Raw genomic sequence first — 22,633 nt, 5'->3', positions numbered from 1 at the left:
TGAATCTGTCTTGAGTACTCGTTCTGGTCGGATTCCTCCTTCTCTTGTGCCACGCTAACCCCGTGAACTTCTACCTTAATCATGTTATCTATATTCGTATTCGATTACTCTCTTTGGGCGATTATCAAAATATTCTAATTCTTAAAGCTACAGACTTTCTGGCTAGTATACAATAATTATAAAACTAGAAGCGAACGACAGATGTTCGATAAAATACTACGACTAATTAGAGAAAAGGTTAGCAATCAGCATTACGTCATGACACTCCACGCTGAGGAAGAAATGGAAGATGACGATTTTACAATTTATGACATTGAACAAGGCCTCCTCACAGGTGAAATACTAGAATGTCAAAAAGATAGAGTGACAGCAGAATCAAAATACCGGATTAGAGGAGAAACTACCGATGGAGGAGAAGTCGAATTAATTGTCAAACTGAGTCCGACTGGAAAAGTTGTTATCATTACAGTATACGTGCCTTAAGCAAGGAGACTTAGTAGATGGTATGCGATATTTGCGGAACAGAAGGTGTGCGAATTCGCCGAATTCCCAGAACCTACGGTAAAGGCAAAGATTTGCTAGTTATAGAAAACATTCCGGTAATAAGCTGTCCTCACTGTGGCAGTAGTTACCTAACAGCCGAAACATTGCATGAAATCGACAGAATTAAACGCCAGCGTAAAAGTGTAGCTGTAGAACGTTCTGTAGAAGTAGCTAGTTTTGCTTAGCCAATGATTACCTTTACAATCATATATTGAAATGACTTCAAAAGTTACCCTCACCATCACCGCAGGCAATCTCAAGGGCAAAGAATTCACTTTTGACACCCGCACTACTTGCATTATCGGCCGCGCCAAAGATTGCTACCCCAATATTCCCGACGACGACAAACACCGCACCATCTCCCGCTATCATTGTTTGCTAGATATCAATCCTCCCGATATCCGCGTGCGAGATTTTGGTAGCAAAAATGGGACTTTTGTAAACGGTGAAAAAATCGGTCAGCGAGAAGCCCATCAAACTCCCGAAGAAGCTGCTCAAATTCAATTTCCAGAATACGACTTGCAGGGGGGAGATGAATTTACACTCAGCGATACTTCTTTTCGAGTTGCTGTTACCCTTGACCCGGAAATCGCCAAAAATATCCAACAACAATCACCCCCAATCATTCCCTCAAATCAAGCCAATCTGTGGGAAATGCTGAAAGCTTTTCTGTTGAAAGCTGTGGCTGGTAAAACTAATATTGGAGTTCTGGGGGATTATGTTTTACTGAAGGAGTTGGGTAAGGGAGGTTTTAGTTTGGTTTATTTGGCGCGACATAAACAAACAAATGAAGAAGTCGCCCTGAAAGTGATGTTACCCAAAGTTGCTGCGAATCAGCGGGCTGTGAATTGGTTTTTGCGAGAAGTTGATAATACTAAATGTTTGAAACATCCTCATGTGGTAGGATTTAAAGAGTCGGGTTATGCTGATGAAACTTTCTTTTTCACGATGGAATTCTGTGAGGGTGGTAGTGTTGTTGATTTGATGGCAAAACGCGGTGTCAGCACTTTGCCGATTGATGAGGCTGTGGCTATTATTGTGCAGGTTTTAGATGGTTTGACTTACACTCATAATGCGGAAATTCCCAATGTCAGATTGGCTGATGGTAGTTTTGCAAAGGGACGGGGTTTGATACACCGGGATTTGAAGCCAGGGAATATTTTTCTGGCGAATGTGGGTGGGAAACAAGTTGCTAAAATTGGGGATTATGGGTTAGCAAAGGCTTTCGATCAAGCGGGTTTAAGCGGCTTAACTCTGAGTGGTAATGCTGTTGGTACGCCGTATTTTATGCCACGACAGCAAGTGCTTGATTATAAGTACGCGAAACCGGAGGTTGATGTTTGGGCGGCGGCGGCTTGTTTGTATGTGATGATTACGGGATATTCGCCGCGCAATTTTGTGGGACTAGACCCGTTTCGTGCTGTGTTGGATAATGATGTGGTTCCTATTCGCGATCGCACTTCCTCGATTCCTCAACCGCTAGCTAAAGTTATCGATCGCGCTTTAATCGACAATCCTGAAATTTATTATAAAAGTGCAGTAGATTTTAAACAAGCCTTACTAAACACTATATCATAAATTAATGAATCCACGATTTTTCTGGCAGTCTCCCAAAAATAAACCTCGTTGGCTTATCCTATTCTTGTTAGGTTTAATCGCCGCTTTGGCAATTGCCGTAACAACAGTTTACTTCAAAAAGGCGATCGCCCAAACTATCGGCCCGGCTTTGTCTGTTGATGTGAGAACCGATCGACATTCCATCAGTCCTGATATCTATGGTATGAATGATTATTTGATCGATCGCGCCCTAGCCAAAGAGTTGCGAATTCCGGTAGAACGCTGGGGGGCAAATCACACCAGCCGCTACAACTGGTTAGTCGATTCTTCCAACAGCGGTGATGACTTCTTTTTCGTGGGTGGCGGCGACAATAAAAATCCTGTTCCCGGCGATTCTATAGATAAAATTGTCAACACCAACCGCCAAAACGGCAGCAAAAGCATCGTTACAATCCCGATGATTGGCTATGTAAATAAATTTAGCACTTGGAACTGCGGCTTTAGAGTAGCCAAATACGGGCCACAAGAAAAAACAAACCCCTACATTTTTCCAGAAGGCGATAAGTGCGGCAACGGTAAGCGTCCCGACGGTACTTTGATAACTGATAATAATCGCCTTGATGTCAGTATTATTAGCGACCCAGCTTTTCAACAAGCTTGGGTTCAACACTTAGTTAAAACCCACGGTACTGCTGCTAAGGGCGGTGTGCAAATTTATCAAATGGACAATGAACCAAGCGGCTGGGGAAATACTCACCGCGATGTTCATCCAGAAGCGACGAGTTACGAGGAATTGCGCGATCGCACTTATCAATATGCCTCAATGGTAAAAGCGACAGATCCCACTGCTAAGGTACTCGGCCCGTCGGATTTTGGCTGGCCTGTATATGTGGATTCTCTCGTAAAAGGCGATCGTGAAAAGCACGGCGGTGTCTGGTTTGCGCGGTGGTATTTGCAACAAATGCGCGCTTACGAACAGCAGAAAGGTGTTCGGATTCTCGACTATTTCGACGAACACTACTATCCTGTGGCGGACAATACCTGTTTGGCCAATTGTCCCGCCGGCGATGCCAAAACCCAAGCGCTGCGACTGCGATCGACTCGTTCTCTGTGGGATGCTACCTATAGTGATGAAAGTTGGATAGGAAAATATAATCCGCCCTTAACAATTATTCCCCGGTTTCGAGAGTGGGTAAAACAGGATTATCCAGGTACAAAAGTTGCAATTACTGAATACAATTGGGGCGGTTTAGAGTCGATTAACGGCGCCTTAGCCCAAGCCGATGTACTGGGGATTTTTGGGCGGGAACAACTCGATTTAGCGACGCTATGGTGGCCTCCGAAGTCTTCGGAACCGGGGGCCTATGCTTTCCGAATGTACATGAATTATGACGGAAAAGGCGGTAAGTATGGCGATACTTGGGTGCGATCGCTTAGCCAAGATCAGGGACTTTTGTCAATCTACGGAGCCGATCGTACCAGTGATGGTACTCTGACGCTGGTAATTATTAATAAAACCCACCAAAATTTGACTAGCAACTTGAGTTTGAATGGATTTAAACCTGCAGGGAAAGCTCAATTTTACACTTACAGTGAAGAGAATTTGGGGGCGATCGTCCGTCAGAGCGATTTAGGTGTCAGCGCCGGTTTTAAGGCAACTTATCCCGCTAATTCTATCACTTTGGTTGCCATTCCAAAGGCTTAATACCCAATCCGGCTTAAATATCCCCACTTATTCTTAGGCCCCCTGGGCTTGGACTTTGTGTGTGTAGTAGCGGTTTCAACCGCCTAGTATAAAAGGGGTTTTAAACTATTAAGCATCGACCATCCAAGCAATACACTGTTGCATTTGCTCGCGCATTATTTGTCGATCGGCATTATACCTGCGGCCGTGTCCCGGCAACACCCATTCAAACGAGTAATTAGCCAAATTCTGCATAGATTTGATTTGTTCCGGCCAAGAATACCAACAGACTTCGCGAAAGCCAACTAGCTGCTGCAAACTTTCCGACCAAGCAAGATGATCGCCAGTGAACAAAAACTTGTTCTTGTAAAGCAAAACTGTGTGACCTTTCGTGTGACCAGGTACAGAAATAATCAACAAATCATCTGCGATTTGATGGGGTTCGCTACCAGACAATTGAATTTCTACACTGCGAGTACCCGCGTTAATTTCGTCAGCATGGAGAATGCGATCGCACCCAAAATGATCGCGGTATTGTTGATGATCTGCCACATCATCGCGGTGAGTCAAGTACAGATAGCGAATGCCGCCCATTGCTTCTATGTTTTTGACTAGCGGCGGTACAAAACGGGGAGAATCAACTAAAATATTGCCCTCGGGACGGAGAATTAAATAGCTGGCTGCGGCGTAGGATTTCTCTGAGTGGTAGCCGCAGTGATAGACATTTTCTGATACGAGTGCGGGTAAAAGTTGCTGGGCTTCTTTGATCCTTTTGGGTTTTTCTACAGTACCGATCGAACTTGTGGGACAAGACAAAAGAGCCACGAGCGATCGCATTTCTTCAGTTTCATTGGTTGGCTGGTGGTAAACCGCAGACTGTTCTCCAGCTTGACCAAATACTTCAGGTGCCATCCACCGACAAGTATCACAGTCAATGCAGGTACTGTCTACATAAAAGTTACCGTTAATATTTTCAGTACGCCTCTGATTAATGTTAGCCATTTTTCTCCCTCTTAATAACCCATATAAATTATGGTAACTTATTATAATGAGTACCCCCCACATCCCGCGGGGGTTGAAACCGTCTCACAGCACAATCCGGTTAAAACCTACTAATAGTTACTTGCTATTTATTGAAAGTAGCTTAGTCTCAGTCCTATGCAAGAGGACTTTCACTTTGAAGCAGGGGTTTAAACCCCTGCCGGACTCTTGCTTCTGCGTGCAAGATATAACTTTCAATTAACAATTCTACTACTGCTTCTGGGCCGCTGGAAAAGCACCCGCTTTCACCGCCACAGTAACAGGTTGTCCGCTGCGGCTCAATTCAAGCTGCAGATCGCTGCCCACTCTACTTTTCTCGACAATTTGCTGTACGCTGCCAGCATCGCTGACTTCTGCACCGTTGATTTTCTTGATCACATCGGCAACGCGAACTCCAGCTTGTGCCGCCGGAGAATCTTTGGCAATTCCCAAAACTAACACGCCTTTATCTTCAGTCAGCCTCAATTTGGGGTTGGGATTTTTATTGAATTCTGCCTTGACTTCGGGAGTAATGCTCAACATCCGAACGCCGAGATAAGGATGTTCGGCTTTTCCGGTTGTTACTAATTGCTCGGCAATTTGTTTTGCTCGATCAATCGGAATAGCAAAACCCAATCCTTGAGCGCCTTGAATAATCGCCGTATTCATGCCGATAACTTGACCACGCTGGTTCAGCAGCGGGCCACCAGAATTGCCAGGATTGATCGCAGCGTCAGTTTGAATAAAGCTGACACGCTTGTCGGGAACGCCGACATCGGCGCTAGAACGGCCTGTAGCGCTAATAATGCCCACAGTCACAGTATTGTCCAAACCGAGGGGATTGCCGATCGCGATCGCCCATTCTCCCGGCTGTAACTCTTCAGATTTGCCCAAACTTACCACAGGCAAATTGTTAGCTTCAATTTTAACAACAGCCACATCAGTAACTGTATCTACGCCTAAAACTTTGCCGACAAATTCGCGGCCATCCTTCAGTTTTACCGTCACCGTATCCGCACCATCAACAACGTGAGCGTTAGTCAAAATGCGGCCATCGGAACCAAAAACAAAACCCGAACCCGAGCCCCGTTCTACCCGATTTCCCGGTTGAATGGGAGATTCCGAACCGAAGAAGCGGCGGAATTGCTCGGGGATCTCATCTGGAACTTGGTTCGTCACGGTGCGAGACGAATTGATCCGCACCACTGCCGGGCCGACTTCCAGCACAACTTTAGTGACAAAATTAGAGTCTTGAGATGGCAGTATATTTGCAGGCAATGCTGAGATTGGCGCTGCACTTGCCGGTTCAGCTTTGATGGCGTTAGAACTTCCAGGAACTTGAGAAGTTAGGGCGTTGCACCCAACTGTTGCGGTGGAACCGAGCAAAACAAGGGATAAAAAAGCCAGTTTTTTCGGTAACGAAAAACGGCGAGAACGCACAGTTGCAGTAGGGATATTTTTGGTTGACATAGTATTGATTTGGTGGGAGTTAGAGCGAGAGTTATAATTAGGGTTTTGCATTTTTAGCACTTACTGGAATTAAGTTAGAACTAAAGGCTGTTTAATTTTAATTCAAGCATTTGTGATATCTGCTTGACTGGTGCGGTTTACCCTACATGGTGGGGTAGAAACCCGACACTCTCCGGCCAATTGTGGATTCCAGCTTTTGAGTGCGATCGAACTGGGTCTGCACTGGCGAATTACCGCCTGAGTGGGATAATACAAACTACACTAGCCAGCTCGCATATTCCGTATTTCCAGCAAATTTTTCACAGGATTGATATCCGAAGTCAACAACAATCCTGCACTCAAAAAAACCAGAATTCTAGGTAAAATCTTCGTTGTGAGCGATCGACGTTAACCTATAAACGGGGTTTTTGGCCCCGCCTCCATCCAGGGAGGATAGCAGCTAAAGCACCGGAAAGCCTCACCCTAAAGCAGGAAGTAAAAAACCTCTAAAGCCTCAACCTAAAGTACCCACTACACCTAAGTCAAAATAGCCTGCCAAAACTCTCTCCCACTCTAAAATTTGAACATAAGAAGGAATTTTACTGCTCCATAGGTTCAATGGAACTAACCGAATCGATTTCCCTCGACTTGTTCCTCGAAATTTCCAAAACATCAACAGTATTCTTAATAAAACCTGCCATCGGCACAGCAACTATCAAACCTGCTACTCCCGCCACCTTAACCCCCACCAGCAGCGACACTAAAATCCACACGGGATTGAGACCGATAAAACCGCCTAATAACCGAGGAGCAACCCCGCTTTCAATTACTTGCTCAATTACTGTAGCGACAGCTAAAACTGTGACGCCGAGCCAAAAGTTGTTTAATGTGATCAGCAAACTGACAATGCAAATACTGAAAGGTGCCCCGAAGGGAATGATGGTCATTACACCCACACCTAAACCAAACAGCAATCCGAAGGGAACTCGCAAAATTAAAAAAGCAACAGTCATCGACAGTCCCATCAAACCCGCCAAAGTTGCTTGCCCGACGAAGTAGTTATGGAAGCTTCGGGCCAGTAACTGTCGCAATTTAAAGTTCAGCTTGGAGGGAAACCATTTAAACAAGCCTTCCCACAGGCGATCGCCGTGCAACAGCAAGTAGAATGTCAGAACTATTGTCAGCAGGAAATTCAACAGACTGTCTGCCGCACCCAAGCCAAATTTGAGGATTTCGCCTGTTAGAGACTGCAATTGAGCTGAAAGTCTCTCGCTCAATTGGGTAGTCAAACCCCTGACATCAATGCGGAGATTGCGATTTTCCGCCCATTTGTGGAACGCTTCAATCTGTTCTGTGCCAGAAACTATCCAAGTCGGGAGTCGGGTGGCGAGTTCAGTAATTTGGTTTAGCAGAATCGGGGCCAGAGTGACACCTAAAACCACCAATACCAGTAAAGTCAAAAACAATACCGACAAAACTGCTCGATCGCGCTTCAGGCCGTATTTCCGCAGAAAACGCACTGGATAATCTAGCAAAAAAGAGAACACTGTAGCGATGATCAAAACTGTAATCAGAGCGCGAAAATATTCAAAGACTAGGAGGGCTAACCAGCAGTTGAGTACCGCTAGGGGAAATACCAGTCCGTAAGTCCACCAATGCGACAGTTGAGTGAAACGTCTCATCTAAGTTAACCGAGTTAAATTTTGAGATGCAAGATGTGAGATTGACGTTGCTATTCGCCATTCTCCCTTAAACATTTTATGCTGCATTTAATTTATATCAGCCTGCTAAAAACTCCCAGTTGCTCGACCAGCAGCAGTAATAAGGCTGCGGGCAGGCACTGCCTGCCACAACCATGTTATATCGTTTCCGCTGGTATGGATAGATTACCTGCGGAAATAATTTTTTTTCTGTTGGCGCGGCAGCGGTTGGCAGCTCGTGATTCAACCTTTTTCCCCGTGCCGTTCGAGAGCTAATTGAATTAAACGGTCTACTAATTCAGGGAAAGAAATGCCGTCCGCTGCCCACATTTGCGGATACATACTGGTAGCTGTAAAGCCGGGAAAAGTGTTGATTTCGTTAATCAAAACTTCTCCGGTTGATTCAATGTAGAAAAAGTCTACTCGCGCTAAACCTGCCGCGTCTATAGCCAAAAATGCTTGCACTGCCATTTCTTGGATTTGCGAGACGATCGCACCGCTGACTTTTGCCGGGATTGAGCAGTCGGCTTGTCCCTGAGTATATTTAGTTTCGTAGTCGTAGAAATCGCTTTGAAAAGTAATTTCTCCCACGGTTGAAGCTTGGGGGTTGTCATTGCCTAAAACTGCACATTCTAATTCTCTAGCAACCACACCGGCTTCGACAATTATCCGCCTGTCGTAGCTGGCTGCGCTATCGAGAGCTGCTTCTAATTCAGCGCGCGATCGAGCTTTAGAAATTCCCACAGACGATCCCAAATTAGCGGGTTTTACAAAGCAAGGATAGCCCAAAGTTGCTTCAATTTTGTCGCACAGTTTGGGGAAAACACAAGGATTAGACCAGATTTCGGAACGGTTAACAGCGATGTATTTTACCTGCGGCAAACCAGCGTGAGCAAAAGCCATTTTCATGGCAATTTTATCCATTCCCAGCGCCGAACCTAAAACCCCGGAACCGACAAAAGGAATTTGCATTAATTTCAGCAAACCTTGCACCGTACCGTCTTCGCCGTTGGGCCCGTGCAAAACAGGGAACCAAACATCTACGGCATTAAAATTAGGAAACTGTCCAGCGGGAGAGTCGTTTTGTCCTGGTTCTTGCTCTATTTCGAGAGGTTTTCCACTGGCTAAGACTTGTTGAGGTAATGTTCCCGACAGCCAGCAGCCGTTTTTTTGGATGTAAAAGGGCAGAACTTCGTATTTAGAGGCATTTTCGTCAGCAGCGAGGGCACGGGCGATCGCCCGCGCCGAACTAATTGAGACTTCGTGTTCCCCCGATCGCCCCCCGAACAATAGCCCGATCCGCATCTTTGTCATTTTTCAATACTCCCGGTACTTTTTGACAAATATACACGCAGTTAGCGCAGCTATCACAGGAAGTATGCGACAGAAACTGAGAATTAAGCATAAGCTGTTGCGAATTTAAATTGTATATTGCGGGCGGCCTCGAAGAAACTGCCCAGTCATAGTTTGATTATTTCTTGACATACAATTTAAATGCCCCAACAGCTTACAGCATTTCTCCTGTCAAACTAAAAGCGCGAATATCTGTAACTTTAACCCGCACAATTTTACCCGCCAATTCTGCAATATCGCCCTTAAAAAATGTGAGACGATTGCCGCGAGTGCGTCCCATCACCTGAGTTGGATCTTTGAGATTCTGGACTTCCACCAAAACCTCTTCAGTGCGTCCGAAATAGCGCTGCGATCGTTCCATCGCCGTTGTTGTCACTACATGATTGATTCGTTGCAGGCGATCGGCTTTCACCTCCTCACTCAACTGATTTTCCCACAAAGCGGCCGGCGTCCCCGGACGAGGCGAATAAGCCGCAGTATTCACCAAATCGAAACCAACATCTTCGATCAACTTTAAAGTCTTCTCAAACTGTGCTTCCGTCTCCCCAGGAAAACCAACAATCGCATCAGCAGTAATCGAAGCATCCGGCATATAACGGCGAATTGTATCAATAATCCGGCAGTATTTTTCCTGAGTATAACCCCGCGACATCGCCTTCAAAATATCATTATCTCCCGACTGAAAAGGAATGTGAAAATGTTCACAAACCTGCGGTAATTCAGCACAAGCCTTAATCAATCTCTCCGTAAAATAGCGCGGGTGGCTAGTAGCAAATCTGAGGCGATCGACACCAGGCACATCCTGCACAAAATAAAGCAAATCCGTCAAAGTATGCTGGTTGCTGCCGTCCGGTTTTGTCCCCGGCAAATCCCGCCCGTAAGCATCAATATTTTGCCCCAATAAAGTTACTTCCTTGTAACCTTGACGGCCCAAATCCTCCATTTCCGCCCGAATTGCCTCCGGCATTCGCGACTGTTCAACCCCGCGAACATTCGGCACAACACAATAAGTGCAGCGTTCATTGCAGCCGTAAATTACATTCACCCAAGCAGTCACCTTGCTGTCGCGGCGCGGCTTAGTAATATCCTCCATAATTTCAACAGCTTCAGTCGCCACAACTTGATTGCCCTCAAAAACTTGTTCCAGCAAATCTTCAAGTCGGTTAGCGTGTTGTGGCCCCATTACTAAGTCTAATTCCGGCACTCTCCGCAGCAGCGCTTCACCTTCCTGCTGCGCCACGCATCCAGCTACAATTAAAGTTAAACCCGGTTCTTGGCGCTTGCGATGAGCTTGCCTTCCGAGGTTAGAATAAACTCTTTGTTCGGCATTGTCGCGAATTGTGCAAGTATTGTAGAGAATCAAGCTAGCTTCGTTCGGGTCTTCCGAGAACTCAAAGCCCATATTTTCGAGAATGCCGGCCATCCGTTCCGAGTCGGCTTTATTCATCTGGCATCCGAAAGTAGTGATGTGATAGCGGCGGGGTTTAGCGGTCATGGCGAATTGCAGGCAAATAAAAAATATAGGTTTTCAACCTTAACACTTTATTATAACACTTCTCTGTTAAACGACATAGGTCTGGTAATTGGGAATTTTAATAATTATAGGGTGTGCAATGCGCCCCTTATCGCTACAAATAGTTGTAGATACCGACAAAATCTGCGAAGTCGGGTATTTAGCTATTCGGTTTTTTTAGTGAGAAAAAAACTGTAAAATTGTTTTGGCAATACCTTGTGCAGCCAAATAAGGAACCCCATTGCCAACAGTTTTAAACATATTAGTCAATGTCATCTTAGCCGGCAGTGCAAACTCTTTTGGCAGTGACTGAATAGCCAGTGTTTCTGCAACAGAAAGCCGGCGAAGTTTGTAAGGGTGCAAGTGAACTTCGTTATTGCCGTAACAAGCTGTTGGCGAATAACGCCATCGGTGCAATCGCTTGAAAGATTTTTTTGAATCATCTCCTTCATCAACGGAAGCAAACCGCTTAAGGCCTGCTTTGGGTTGGAAATAGTGTTTGGCATTGGGATGGTTGAGAACGTCATTTTTTTGGAACCAAAATTCTACCGTTAAATCTTGGGGAATGCCATCAGGACAAGGCACGAAACCATCATCTGCAAAGGCCGTTCTATCAGGCCAAGGATGAGAAAAAATTTCTGATTTGGGATATAATACCTGACTTTGCCAAGGAAATAAACTTTCGGCTAACATTGGGCTTTTTTCCTCTAGGGAAATGCCCATATTTTTGATAAGGTCTTTTCTAACCCCAATCAAAATAATTCTATCCCTATCTTGCGGTACACCGTATTCTATCGCGTTAATTAAACGTTCGGCAAAAACGTACCCCGACTCAGCCAACTGATTTTTGAGTGCCTCGTAAAAAGCTTTATGTTTTTTGGTTCTCCACAAACCTTTGACATTTTCAAATAAAAAGAAATCTGGCTGCTGCTGACAAATCAATTCAATGTATGAAGCTGAAAGTTGACCTTTATCTCCTTCCCCACCCCGGTTTTTGCCACCAATAGAAAAGTCAGGACAAGGCGGCCCCGCGATAAATCCTACAATATCGTGATGCTTGCGGGCATCCTGCATCAATTCTCGCAGGCGAAAAGCTGGTTCTCCCCCTACAAGTCGAGTTACATCTGCTTCCTCTCCTTCGCAATATCCGTATTCTGGTAGCGGCAAATTCAGGCACTGCCGAGAATAGCGGTATGCTTGCATGAAAGGTGGGAAAATTTCATTGACATACGCTACATTAAAGCCGATCGACTCAAAACCCAGATCGAGCAAGCCTGAACCCGAAAAAAATGAGAATATACAAGGAGGACGGTGCATTGAAGGATCACAGGAATTTTGAGTTGAGCTTACTATAAATTATGTTGGGTGCCCAGGGAGGGCTACACCTTACAATAAATTTTATTGGGAATTGGGAATTGGGAATTGGTAGAATACCCGGGGCGGGTTTGAGACGATTATTGTTGGTAAAAACCCCCCCTACAGGTATTATTACAACCATTGCCCGCCTCGGAAACGCCAGTGGGGAAACAAAATCCGCATCAGTGTTTGCGACGCCAGATAAATAGCTAGCCACACTAAACTATAATGCAAAGCAAAAGCTCCCAAGTCAAAATCTTGTGCAGGTATCCCGGGCAAACCAATAATTTTGATTAAAAATAACACAAAAAGTGCTTCCCAAATTCCAGCGAGCAATTGAAACGCGCCGGGCCAATCTCGATCCCAGCGAAACTGCTGGATGTAAATATATAAGGCATCCCAGCCGATGCCAAAAATCGCTACATACCCTAAAATCCAGAAAAAGATTGAGCCTGATTGGGAGGTAATTAAACCCAAACAAAAGGGCAGCGTTACTAAAACGCCTACGGTTGCAAATAACAATAACCGAGTTTGCCAACGGCCGAATAAAGTGGGGGTCATGCGATTTTAGATTTTAGATTTTAGATTGAATGGGAAGGTTGTTCGATTTTAGATTTTAGATTGAATGGGAAGTTTGTTCGATTTTAGATTTTAGATCTTAGATTTTAGATTGAATGGGAATTTTATTCGATTTTAGATGTTAGATTTTAGATTTTAGATTGAATGGGAAGGTTGTTCGGTTTTAGATTTTGGATTTTAGATTTTAGATTGAATGGGAAGGTTGTTCGATTTTAGATGTTAGATTTTAGATTGAAGGCGAAGTTCGTTTAAATCAGTTAAATCTTACATCTTTTACCATTTTCAAGAACAGGCAAGATGCCTGTTCCACAAAGAGTGAGTTTTATTGTGAGGTGGGCAGGATGCCCCCCGTAAAAAACCTATTGAAATACTGCAATATCTCAGTTAAATCCTGTACATTGCTTGTTGCCGAACTTCCTCCTTCAAGTTAGTCGGGGGATTTATTTAAAATCCACTTCAACCACTGCACGAACGATCGCCAAACGCTCAATTTCCGCACACCAGCAACCCGGTTGGCGGCCAGACTTTCAACCGATCGCAAGGCGGCGTATTGCAAGCCCAAAAAACTGTCTACGGGCGCGTAAGGCCCCCCCAAAGTAATCGCGCCTGCTGCGTATACCCGCCCTTCTGCGTTGCTAGCAGAAGAATTCCGCAATTCGGGCACTTCAAAATCGTTGTTAACACTCAGCCGGCCCAAACCGTTAAGGGGAAGATTATATTGAGCTACCAAATCGTTTAACAGGGGACTGGTTTTTACCTTAGCGTCCAAACCCGTAGCATCAATAATAAAATCAGCTTCTAACTTAATTTGCCCCTTGAGTTCCTTCTCCTGAATGTACGTCACCGTGCGGTTTTGACTGTCGCGCTCAACTCGCTCGACTTCCCCGAAGGTAATTTGATACCATCCTTGACTTAAACCTTCTTTCACAATCCGCCGCCAGTCGCTGCGCTGGGCTGTGGTAGTGCCGCCCCAGTCTGTGAGCAACTGCGGGCGCAATTCAGGGGCGGCTTTTTCCAAAAGTACGCGGAGTTCCCCGCCCCAGCAAGCTTTCGGCCAGTTGAAAGGTTGAAATTCGTAGTGATTTTCGACGCTGCGCTGAGCGAGTTTAAATTTGTTACCTTGAGGTTTGGGCGATCGCATCAAATGCAATACTTGAATGTTGCGGTTCCGCTGTCGCGCTTCGTAAATTCGCTGCACCACCCGCGAAGCTACAATTCCCCGGCCTCTAATTAACACGCTGCCGCCGCTGGCCTCCAATTTTTCGTAAACGCCGTCGTGCTTTTCGTAAGCGTTGACAACCGACTCAAAATCCTGGGTTTGTTCGCGGTAAGCTTGCAAGTCCGGCAGAAATTGAATGGCGGGATAGCCGGTGGCTAAGTGTACGTATTGGGCGATTAAAAAAGCGTGCTCGCGGTGATCCGCATCCGATCGAGAATAAGCGATCGCGTACCTGCCGTCATCTGTTTTGCGAATTCCCCGCACTCTACCGTAGCGAAACATCTGATTCCACCCAATCCGATCGACTTCCCTGTCAATAGAATCAAACACATTCACCGCGCGAGGCGTATAAGTTTCGGCAAAAGTCGGTTCAGCAAACACCTGCCACATCAACATCAGTGATACTCCCAAACGCCCTTTGAGCAATTCCTGCCAAGCTTCCCGCAAAGCATAAGGAGGCCACCCCCAAATGTTGTCTGGACAAGAGTCAGAATTCGATCGTAGGCGTTCCCGCAGCGGAATTTGAGAATTGAGGCACAGACGCAGATAGCGGGCGTAAGGCTGGTTTTCCATGCCCAAAACCGCAATTCGATCTATTTTCACGCCGCAAATTCTCAGCAAATCCACCCAAATAAAGCTGCCCAAACCACCGCCAACTGCCGCCCAATCAACTTCTGTCACAGGGAGTCCCCTAGATTCGAGCGATCGCATTGACACTTGAGAAGCTTGCAAAAATGCGATCGGCGGAAATTCTCCCCTACTACTTGTTTGAGGAAGCTGCAACATTATTTGCTGCCCCAATGCGGGATCTGGCCCATTGGTCTGCGGGTTAAAGAAAATGTGAGAATTGACCGACGGCGTTTCAGGGGAATTAACAGCAAAAGAAATGCTGATCGCGTAGGGCCCAACTTGCAGCATATCCCCGTTTGCCAGCACGCAACGGGTTTGGCGAATGCCGTTAACAAAAGTACCGTTGCGGCTACCAGTGTCAGTAACTAAAATACTGTTACCTTCGGTGCCAATCACTGCGTGAAAGCGAGAAACTTGACTGCTGCTGAGGGCAATTCGAGAAACTCGTTTCCCGTTGATAGTGGCGGGCATAGCTTCAAAAATTCGTCCCAAAGCGATGGGTAAGTCGAGTATCGGGGATCGACAATCCCCCGTAGCTGTATCTGTCCAAGTCAGTCGCAGGCGCAAGGGTTGAGAATTCATGATTATTTTTTAAACATCAGCCGTCGGCTTTGAGCTTCCTGCAAAAAAAGATTTTTGAAGTTGAGAGTGTTTAGCGAATACCCTGATTTTCGCTTTTTCTTAAATCTTGCACCATTGTCAAGAACGGGCAAGATGCCCATTCCACAATAGATGAATTTTCTTGTGGAACAGGACGAAAAGCCTGTTCCTAAACAAGTAATTGAGAATGGTGCAACATCTCTGTTTTTCCAACTTTTACGGAGAGATCACTACACTCGCCGCCGCCGCCAAAGAAGTACCGCACCACGGACACCCCGCATTCAACTGCGCGTAAGGCGAAATTCGGCTGCATTTGGGACACTGCAAACCATATTTTGAAGGCCCCGTCGGCTGAAAGTTACCAGGTGCGGGAGGCCCAGACAGCAAAACAGTCTGGGGCGCGGCTACTTGCACCTCCGTCACATTCACCACCTCAATTTGCACTTGGCCTAAATGGATGTGGCTTCCCGAGTTCAATTTTGCTTCGCCTCGGGCGAGAATTTTTCCGTCTACCAGCGGCGGATTGCTTTCGCGCAAATTCCGCACTGCATACTCCTGCAATTCCTGATTAAAAAATATTTCAACGTGCAGCCCCGATACGGTGGGATGCGAAAATACTATATCGCACTTCGCCGGATCGCGCCCTAGTCTCACGGTTCCCGGATTTTTGCTCGGCTGTCCGTTTTCAATTGTCTGAGTTTGACGAACCCCAGCTTCTGTCCATGCTAAAGTGAGCTGGTTGGTCATGATTGTATGGTTTGCTCAAAAATATAAAAAAATACTAACTGATTTATTTTGAGGACGGAGTTCCTCACCAAAAAACTTAATTATAATTATTGACGGCGACTCGATCGCACTTCTAAAAATATTATGTACAGCTATACAAAAAAGCCCTGAATTCGGGGCTTTTAGTGCTCGTATTGGCTTTTTTTGAGAGACTGAATCGCGCTTGCCAGCTTTTCTTTACCGTAAAATTATTAACCGCAGTGCAGCTTGGTTAAAAAATTGCTGTTCAAGATTGGCCAGCGATTGCTAAAAACTAATTCCTGTGGGGTTTTCACCTTTGCAAAGCTGTGGTGCGCTAGTGACGAATTTTGGAGGTTGGGCGATCGAACTACCTCGGTAACTTCGATCGCCCCACCTCCTCAAACGTTCACTGTCCTAGTGCTATCTCTCACGCTGCAACTGTGCAATCTTTCATTACAGGGCCAGCCTTAAGAGACTTAAGCTTCGCTCTTGCGGCTTTTCCGACCGCCTTCGCGACCAATTTGAGCCATGTGTTCGCGATTTCTGCTGACAGCTTCGCCGCCTTTTTGGCCAGCTTGTCTGGCTTCTTCAGGGGTGAATTCGTGTGCAGTTCCTTTCTCGTGTGCAGCTTTTCCGCCTTTGCTAGCAATTGCGCGCTGTTTTTCTGCATCCATAGAAGCGAATCCGCGTTTGCTTTTCTCAGCCATGACTGTCTCCTTGTTTGTTTCTGATTTTTTAGCTCGATCGCGCCTTCGCCTCCCACTGTCGTGGTTACTCCCAGTCAGTGGTGAGATATCCGACGGTAAATTATGAAACCTCATCAGACGAATCTAAGCTTTTGGTTTAACTCGCAGAATGAATCTTTCATCATTTACAACTGTGAACTAAAAATAGTTCACGCCCGGGCACTATAGTTAGAGCCGCCAATTTTTTAAGCTGGTTACTGTCTTTCAATCATTCTATAAACCCCCCCAACTTTTATACCTCTTTCTCAGGTATAGTCATTCTTTAGTTCGCTGGAAGGATGGAACCGAAAGCTGATTGGCAGTAGACTCAGAGGATTTTTTGACTGGGGCGGCGCCACCTCAAAAATTAAAAGTCCAAAGACGGATGCTTTTTTGGTCTTTTTACTTTTTTTTTGATGCCTTCGGCACTTGCCAGTTATCCCTATGTTAGTTGGTCTGCCGATCGAGTTGTTTCTGGTAAGCGATATTTTGGGGCGCAGCGCAGGACGTACTCGATCGCACTTATCAAGTTTACCTTATGACCGATCGAAACATAAATCGGTTTTACCCCTGTTTGCGTCCTTAGCGCTGCTCCTACCGTTGATCCCTCCAGCAGCAAGGGTTGCCAACTGCCACGGTCGAGTCCGACTTCTGAATGTTCTCCAATAAATCGATTTTTGGCAACTCCGATCGTCGCAATCCCTGTCAAAACCCCCAAATGGCAGGCAAGACCGAATCTGCGGGGGTGGGCTAGTCCTTGACCGTCGCACAATATCAAGTCTGGCGTCAAACTGATATTTTCTAAAGCTTCGAGAACTGCCGGCACTTCTCGAAAAGACAGGAAACCTGGAATATAAGGAAAAGTTGTAGGACTGCGAACTACAGCTTGCTGCTGCAACTGCAAGTCGGGAAAACTCAGAACTGTTACAGCGGCGCGCGATACATCGTTTGCACTGTCGTAGCCGACATCTACGCCTGCGACGTACCGAACTGTCTCCAGTTGATTTTCCGTAATTACCTCTGACCGAAGCTGTTCTTGAATGGCGATCGCCTCTTCAATTGTCTGCGGCCAAGGGTGTCGCTGCAACATTTTGATTTTTCTTCAACCGTTCTCATCTAAGATTAACTTATTTTCGGGCATTTTTAAACTCGGATTTTTATCGTTTGTCGCTATAAATTCCCAACTTGCCCAAGGAGTCTTTTTTTCTACTCAGGAGGGTTGAGCAAGGCGGGCCCAGGCTAATTCTACAAATAGAGTCTGTACGTCGTAGACTGAAATTTTCTCTTTCGCTTGTGCTTGCACCAACCCCCTAAAGGTTTTACCTGCACGCACCTGCCATTTACCATTAAAATTTACCCAAAAATTAGCTGTTCAATTTTGAGCTTTTCGCTCTCTAGAAAGCTTTCTCTTTGCGATAGCCATTTTATCGCTTGTCCCAGAGCGATCGAGCTATCTATTTACTTCTTCATTATCTAAAATCATGCTCATTGTCAAGATGATTGAAACATTTATTCATCAATAATCTCACCCAGCTACAAGTGCCATTTTTCATCCCCGCTCATTGAGCTAAGAGGTTCCCCGACCCAGGCAACTATATGACTTTTATGAAAAAAAACCAATGAATTTATGAGTTGTTGCACCCTTAACATGAAGTTATAATCTTAGATAAGCTCGAATATAAAACTAACATCAAGTAACACAACATAGGTGAATTAACATATGAAAACCGTGCAAAGTGTTCGGTACAACCTAGCTCTCTACATCGTCGGTGGCATCGTCTTCATCATCGCCGCCTTAATTTTAAGACCTTTTGCCATCGTCGGCGCAGGGGAACGGGGCGTCATGATGCGCTTCGGGAAAGTTCAAGAGGCTATTTTAGATGAAGGCATCCACCCGATTTTCCCGATCGTTACCTCTGTAAAAACTCTCAGCGTCCGCGTACAAAAAACAGATTTGAAAGCAGATGCAGCATCCAAAGACTTGCAAAAAATTACTACTGATTTGGCAGTCAACTGGAATGTTGACCCCGCCAAAGTTAATCAAGTTTTCCAACAAGTAGGAGACGAAGAACAAATTGTTACCAGCATTTTGAGTCCGGCAATTTCGGAAGTTCTCAAAGCAGCAACTTCTAAAAAAACCGCCGAAGAAATTATCACTAAGCGCACAGAACTCAAAACAGAAATCGACAACAGCCTCAAAAAGCGTTTGGAACCTTACGGCGTCATTGTCAGAGATGTTTCTTTAATAAATTTTGGCTTTTCTCCAGAATTTAGCAAAGCCATCGAATCCAAACAAATAGCAGAACAAGAAGCTAAACAAGCAGAATTTACTGTTCAAAAAGCAACCCAAGATGCTCAAGCTGAAATTAACCGTGCTAAAGGTAAAGCTGAAGCTCAACGCTTGCAGCGGCAAACTTTAACTCCCGAAATTTTGCAGCAGCAAGCAATTGAAAAATGGAACGGCCAGTTTCCGACAGTAATGGGAGGAGGCGGAACTTTGCCATTAATTAATATTGCGCCGCCGAGTTCTCAAGCTGCAACTCCTGCTAAATAAGCGGCAGCGGATCATGATTGCTAGGGCGCGGGGAGAAGGGGAGAAGGGGAGAGGGGGAGAGAGTCTGAGGGGGAGAATAGAGGGTTTTTCACTGCGGAAGTGAAGATGTGCTTTTTTAAATGCCGAACAGCAAGCGTAGACAATACAACTAACCACTAAGGTGAAATCCCGCTGACTTAAATGCGGAGATACAATTTACGTTGCGCGAGTCCTGAAAAACGTTACAGTAAGAAACAACTCGGAAATTGTAAAGGTTTGCTTGAAAGTTCGGCTGATGGGAGATCGGGAGAACCAGTCAATTTCTAATTTAGGTGAAGTGGGGAGTGCCGACGATCGCCATACTGCGTCAGAAGCCCTGTGGCTACGCGATCGAGCCTTGGCAGCTACTAGCTGCGGCATTGTCATTGCTGACGCCAATGCACCCGATTGTCCCATAATTTATTGCAATCCGGCCTTTGAACGGATGACAGGTTACTGCGCCAGTGAAGTCTTGGGGCGCAATTGCCGATTTTTGCAAGGCCCGGATACCGATCGAACTACTGTAGCTAAGATCCGCGACGCCTTGCGCCAAGGTCAAGAAATCCAGACACCAATCAAAAATTACCGCAAAGACGGCACTCCTTTTTGGAGCAAATTATCGCTATCTCCCGTGCGAGACGACAACGCTAATTTGACTCACTTTGTAGGAGTTCAGTCTGACTTGTCGGAACCAATATGTGAAGTGCAACAAGCATTGCAGCAAGCTAACGACCAACTGCAAACGATTTTGGAAGCAGTTCCGGGCACAGTATCTTGGATTAGCTCGGATTTGCGCTATTTGGGGGTTAACCAGCACTTAGCCAAACTGCATGGTTTGCCACCGTCGGCTTTTGTCGGTCAAGATATTGGTTTTCTGGGCGCTAGCTCGGATTTTAACTCTTTTGTGGTGGAGTTTTTTGCCAGCGACGCTACGGAAGCGGTTAAAGAACTCAACGTTAAGGTACAAACCGACCGGGGAGAGTCGGAGGGATACTATTTGATTGTGGCTCAAAAGTACGCTCAGGGCAAAGCAGCTTGTCTGGTAGGGATTGACATTACCGAGCGCAAACGGGCAGAAGAAGCTCTGGTGCTGACTCGCAAGGCGGTGGAAAGTTCGAGTGACGCGATCGGCATCAGCAATGCGAACGGCACTCACATTTATCAAAATCAAGCCTTCTCTCAGCTATTTGAATGGGACACCGCAGAGGAATTTAAACTAGCTGGAGGTATATCGGCAGTTTTTGCTGACCCCGCAGTCGCCAGGGAGGTACTTGACACGATCGCCCAGGGTTATTCTTGGTTTGGTGAAATTACCAACCGCACTAAAAGCGGTGAAACTTTGCAAGTGTTGCTGCGGGCCGATGCTATTAAAGACGCTACAGGGAAAATTGTCGGTCTGATTTACATGAATACCGATATTACCGACCAAAAGCGCACGGAACAAGAGCTGCGGCAAAGCGAGAAGCGCTTTCGATCGTTGATTGAAAATGCTAGAGACATTATTGTGATTCTCGACGAGAAAGGCTTTTGCCGCTATGTCTCTCCTTCCCTAGAGCGGATTTTGGGCTACCCGACGGCGGAAGTCCTCGGCCGGTCTATATTTGACTTGATTCACCCTGACGAATTGCTGATAGTGGATCAAGTGTTCAAAGGTGTCATGCAAATGCCCAGAGTTAGCCTGGGAATGGCGGAATACCGAGTGCAGCACAAGGACGGCTCCTGGTGCGTGTTGGAAGCAGTGGCGACGAATTTGCTCAACGAACCTTCGGTGCGGGGAATTGTGGTCAACTGTCACGATGTGACTGAGCGCAAGATGGCTGAAGAACAACTGTTGCACGATGCTTTGCACGATGCGCTGACAGAGTTGCCGAACCGTGCTTTGTTGACTGACAGGTTGGGGCAAGCTTTTGCCCGCGCCCAACGGCATCCAACCTATCAGTTTGCGGTGCTGTTTCTGGATTTGGACAGGTTTAAGGTGATTAATGACAGTCAGGGACACCGCACGGGCGATCGGCTGTTGGTGGCTGTGGCTCGCCGTCTCTTGACTTGTTTGCGGCCGGGCGATACGGTGGCTCGTCTGGGGGGAGATGAGTTTGTGATTTTGCTGGATGAAATTCACGGTGTTGAGGAGGCGATCGCCCAAGCAAAGGAAATTCTCAAGGCGATCGAACGACCGCTTTATTTGGAAGGTAATAAAGTTTTAATTACTGCTAGCATCGGCATTGCCTTAAGTACCGACAAATATCAGTGGCCAGGAGATATTTTGCGCGATGCTGATATTGCGATGTACCGCGCCAAAGCTCTCGGTAAAGCTCGCTACGAAGTTTTTACCAGTGCGATGCACACTCGGGCGGTGGCTTTGATGCACTTGGAACACGATTTGCGGGAGTCGGTTGAAGAATTAAATTTGAAATCTTCGATAGTGGATTTCGCCTGTGGGACGACGGCGGAAAACTCGCCGATGAGTGAAATCGATCGGAGAGTGGAGCGTCCGAAGTCGCAATTGACTACTTTAAAATTGGAATGTCCTTTTACTGTTTATTATCAGCCGATCGTTAGTTTAAAAAGCGGCTCCGTTATCGGATTTGAGGCGCTGGTGCGCTGGCTGCACCCGGAAAGGGGTTTAGTTTCCCCGATGGAATTTATTGCGATGGCGGAGGAAACAGGGTTAATTACGCCTTTGGGTTTGTGGGTTTTGAACGAAAGCTGCCGCCAAATTATTAAGTGGCAGAGTTTGAATTTACCTGTGGGAAATTCGCCGCTGACAGTCGCAGTAAATCTTTCCGGGAGGCAGTTTGCGGAACCCGAATCGATCGAGCAAATTAAGCAAGTTTTGCTGGAAACAGGTGTTGACGCTCGCTGTTTGAAGTTGGAGATTACTGAGAGTGTGGTGATGGAAGATGGGGAAGCGGCGGCGGCGATGCTTTCGCAGTTGAGAGATTTGGGGATCGGGCTGTGTATTGATGATTTCGGCACTGGTTATTCGTCTCTGAGTTATTTGCACAAGTTCCCGATTAATATTTTGAAGGTCGATCGCTCTTTTGTCAGTCGCATCGGAGAAATGGGCGAAAATTTGGAAATCGTGCGGGCGATTGTGATGCTGGCGCGCAGTTTGGGGATGGAGGTAGTGGCAGAAGGTGTCGAAACCGCTGTCCAATTGGCTCAAATGCGGGCGATCGGCTGCGAGTACGGTCAGGGATACTTTTTCTCTAAACCTCTCGACAGTGAGGCAGCTACAGCCTTGTTGAGGCGATCGCCCAAATGGTGAAGTGAACTAAATATTTAATCGGATCAAATTGCTTGATTGTCAATAAGGGCGATCGATCTTTTCGTACTCAATGCCTTGAGTGTTAAAATCAAAATTGATTATAATAGAAAACTATCGA

General features: G+C 46.1%; 17 protein-coding genes. 6 read left to right on the top strand and 11 right to left on the bottom strand.

What is annotated here, in order from left to right:
- Window positions 1-201 precede the first annotated feature (201 nt).
- The 4 genes from QUA04_RS16930 to QUA04_RS16915 are packed head-to-tail and all read left to right on the top strand — an operon-like array spanning window position 202 to window position 3,805.
- Window positions 202-483 carry a DUF4258 domain-containing protein gene (locus QUA04_RS16930; RefSeq protein ID WP_333258469.1) on the top strand — a complete coding sequence of 94 codons (282 nt, stop codon included), beginning with the start codon at window positions 202-204 and terminating at the stop codon, window positions 481-483.
- Window positions 484-500: 17 nt separating this feature from the next.
- A complete protein-coding gene (locus QUA04_RS16925; protein ID WP_333106839.1) occupies window positions 501-728 on the top strand; it encodes a type II toxin-antitoxin system MqsA family antitoxin in 228 nt (75 codons plus the stop codon).
- 31 nt (window positions 729-759) lie between these two features.
- Complete coding sequence (locus QUA04_RS16920) at window positions 760-2,121, top strand: protein kinase domain-containing protein (protein WP_333258467.1); 1,362 nt, start codon at window positions 760-762, stop codon at window positions 2,119-2,121.
- 4 nt (window positions 2,122-2,125) lie between these two features.
- The gene (locus QUA04_RS16915; protein WP_333258465.1) at window positions 2,126-3,805 is read left to right on the top strand and encodes a glycoside hydrolase family 44 protein; all 1,680 of its coding nucleotides are present in this window, start codon (window positions 2,126-2,128) and stop codon (window positions 3,803-3,805) included.
- Window positions 3,806-3,913: 108 nt separating this feature from the next.
- On the opposite strand, the gene QUA04_RS16910 is transcribed toward QUA04_RS16915, so the two are convergent.
- From QUA04_RS16910 to nfi, 11 genes are all read right to left on the bottom strand, one after another.
- Window positions 3,914-4,786 carry an MBL fold metallo-hydrolase gene (locus QUA04_RS16910; protein WP_333258463.1) on the bottom strand — a complete coding sequence of 291 codons (873 nt, stop codon included), beginning with the start codon at window positions 4,784-4,786 and terminating at the stop codon, window positions 3,914-3,916.
- A gap of 249 nt (window positions 4,787-5,035) precedes the next feature.
- Window positions 5,036-6,274 carry an HhoA/HhoB/HtrA family serine endopeptidase gene (locus QUA04_RS16905; protein ID WP_445242333.1) on the bottom strand — a complete coding sequence of 413 codons (1,239 nt, stop codon included), beginning with the start codon at window positions 6,272-6,274 and terminating at the stop codon, window positions 5,036-5,038.
- Between the two features lie 578 nt (window positions 6,275-6,852).
- The gene (locus QUA04_RS16900; RefSeq protein WP_333258459.1) at window positions 6,853-7,935 is read right to left on the bottom strand and encodes an AI-2E family transporter; all 1,083 of its coding nucleotides are present in this window, start codon (window positions 7,933-7,935) and stop codon (window positions 6,853-6,855) included.
- 261 nt (window positions 7,936-8,196) lie between these two features.
- Window positions 8,197-9,267 carry a D-alanine--D-alanine ligase family protein gene (locus QUA04_RS16895; protein WP_333258457.1) on the bottom strand — a complete coding sequence of 357 codons (1,071 nt, stop codon included), beginning with the start codon at window positions 9,265-9,267 and terminating at the stop codon, window positions 8,197-8,199.
- Window positions 9,268-9,460: 193 nt separating this feature from the next.
- Window positions 9,461-10,801 carry a tRNA (N6-isopentenyl adenosine(37)-C2)-methylthiotransferase MiaB gene (miaB, locus tag QUA04_RS16890; RefSeq protein WP_333258455.1) on the bottom strand — a complete coding sequence of 447 codons (1,341 nt, stop codon included), beginning with the start codon at window positions 10,799-10,801 and terminating at the stop codon, window positions 9,461-9,463.
- Window positions 10,802-10,996: 195 nt separating this feature from the next.
- The gene (locus QUA04_RS16885; RefSeq protein WP_333258453.1) at window positions 10,997-12,136 is read right to left on the bottom strand and encodes a DNA cytosine methyltransferase; all 1,140 of its coding nucleotides are present in this window, start codon (window positions 12,134-12,136) and stop codon (window positions 10,997-10,999) included.
- 171 nt (window positions 12,137-12,307) lie between these two features.
- Window positions 12,308-12,736, bottom strand: a complete 429-nt coding sequence (locus QUA04_RS16880; protein ID WP_333048473.1) for a hypothetical protein — start codon at window positions 12,734-12,736, stop codon at window positions 12,308-12,310.
- A 445-nt stretch (window positions 12,737-13,181) separates the two neighbouring features.
- Entirely contained in the window at window positions 13,182-15,185 is a 2,004-nt protein-coding gene (locus QUA04_RS16875; protein ID WP_333258451.1) for an FHA domain-containing protein, read from the bottom strand.
- A 234-nt stretch (window positions 15,186-15,419) separates the two neighbouring features.
- Window positions 15,420-15,950 (bottom strand): FHA domain-containing protein, encoded by a 531-nt coding sequence (locus QUA04_RS16870; RefSeq protein WP_333258449.1) that lies wholly within the window; start codon window positions 15,948-15,950, stop codon window positions 15,420-15,422.
- Window positions 15,951-16,426: 476 nt separating this feature from the next.
- Window positions 16,427-16,657, bottom strand: coding sequence for a KGG domain-containing protein (locus tag QUA04_RS16865; RefSeq protein ID WP_006631632.1), 231 nt, complete (start codon window positions 16,655-16,657; stop codon window positions 16,427-16,429).
- 460 nt (window positions 16,658-17,117) lie between these two features.
- Window positions 17,118-17,765 (bottom strand): deoxyribonuclease V, encoded by a 648-nt coding sequence (nfi, locus tag QUA04_RS16860; protein WP_333258447.1) that lies wholly within the window; start codon window positions 17,763-17,765, stop codon window positions 17,118-17,120.
- A 630-nt stretch (window positions 17,766-18,395) separates the two neighbouring features.
- Between nfi and QUA04_RS16855 the strand changes: the two genes are divergently transcribed.
- Both QUA04_RS16855 and QUA04_RS16850 read left to right on the top strand, forming a co-directional pair.
- On the top strand, window positions 18,396-19,229 hold the full coding sequence (locus tag QUA04_RS16855; RefSeq protein WP_333258446.1) for a prohibitin family protein: 834 nt from the start codon (window positions 18,396-18,398) through the stop codon (window positions 19,227-19,229).
- Window positions 19,230-19,503: 274 nt separating this feature from the next.
- Window positions 19,504-22,515 (top strand): EAL domain-containing protein, encoded by a 3,012-nt coding sequence (locus QUA04_RS16850; protein WP_333258445.1) that lies wholly within the window; start codon window positions 19,504-19,506, stop codon window positions 22,513-22,515.
- Window positions 22,516-22,633: the final 118 nt, after the last annotated feature.

Source organism: Microcoleus sp. S13_C5 (genome assembly GCF_036700845.1).
GTDB lineage: Bacteria > Cyanobacteriota > Cyanobacteriia > Cyanobacteriales > Microcoleaceae > Microcoleus.
Note: the sequence above shows the minus strand (reverse complement) of the source record. Positions and strands in the feature narration are given on the sequence as shown.

Excerpts from the sequence above, each read along its gene's own strand:
- QUA04_RS16930 (WP_333258469.1), top strand. The coding sequence starts at position 202 with ATGTTCGATAAAATACTACGACTAATTAGAGAAAAGGTTAGCAATCAG.
- QUA04_RS16925 (WP_333106839.1), top strand. The coding sequence starts at position 501 with ATGGTATGCGATATTTGCGGAACAGAAGGTGTGCGAATTCGCCGAATT.
- QUA04_RS16920 (WP_333258467.1), top strand. The coding sequence starts at position 760 with ATGACTTCAAAAGTTACCCTCACCATCACCGCAGGCAATCTCAAGGGC.
- QUA04_RS16915 (WP_333258465.1), top strand. The coding sequence starts at position 2,126 with ATGAATCCACGATTTTTCTGGCAGTCTCCCAAAAATAAACCTCGTTGG.
- QUA04_RS16910 (WP_333258463.1), bottom strand. The coding sequence starts at position 4,786 with ATGGCTAACATTAATCAGAGGCGTACTGAAAATATTAACGGTAACTTT.
- QUA04_RS16905 (WP_445242333.1), bottom strand. The coding sequence starts at position 6,274 with ATGTCAACCAAAAATATCCCTACTGCAACTGTGCGTTCTCGCCGTTTT.
- QUA04_RS16900 (WP_333258459.1), bottom strand. The coding sequence starts at position 7,935 with ATGAGACGTTTCACTCAACTGTCGCATTGGTGGACTTACGGACTGGTA.
- QUA04_RS16895 (WP_333258457.1), bottom strand. The coding sequence starts at position 9,267 with ATGACAAAGATGCGGATCGGGCTATTGTTCGGGGGGCGATCGGGGGAA.
- miaB (WP_333258455.1), bottom strand. The coding sequence starts at position 10,801 with ATGACCGCTAAACCCCGCCGCTATCACATCACTACTTTCGGATGCCAG.
- QUA04_RS16885 (WP_333258453.1), bottom strand. The coding sequence starts at position 12,136 with ATGCACCGTCCTCCTTGTATATTCTCATTTTTTTCGGGTTCAGGCTTG.
- QUA04_RS16880 (WP_333048473.1), bottom strand. The coding sequence starts at position 12,736 with ATGACCCCCACTTTATTCGGCCGTTGGCAAACTCGGTTATTGTTATTT.
- QUA04_RS16875 (WP_333258451.1), bottom strand. The coding sequence starts at position 15,185 with ATGAATTCTCAACCCTTGCGCCTGCGACTGACTTGGACAGATACAGCT.
- QUA04_RS16870 (WP_333258449.1), bottom strand. The coding sequence starts at position 15,950 with ATGACCAACCAGCTCACTTTAGCATGGACAGAAGCTGGGGTTCGTCAA.
- QUA04_RS16865 (WP_006631632.1), bottom strand. The coding sequence starts at position 16,657 with ATGGCTGAGAAAAGCAAACGCGGATTCGCTTCTATGGATGCAGAAAAA.
- nfi (WP_333258447.1), bottom strand. The coding sequence starts at position 17,765 with ATGTTGCAGCGACACCCTTGGCCGCAGACAATTGAAGAGGCGATCGCC.
- QUA04_RS16855 (WP_333258446.1), top strand. The coding sequence starts at position 18,396 with ATGAAAACCGTGCAAAGTGTTCGGTACAACCTAGCTCTCTACATCGTC.
- QUA04_RS16850 (WP_333258445.1), top strand. The coding sequence starts at position 19,504 with ATGGGAGATCGGGAGAACCAGTCAATTTCTAATTTAGGTGAAGTGGGG.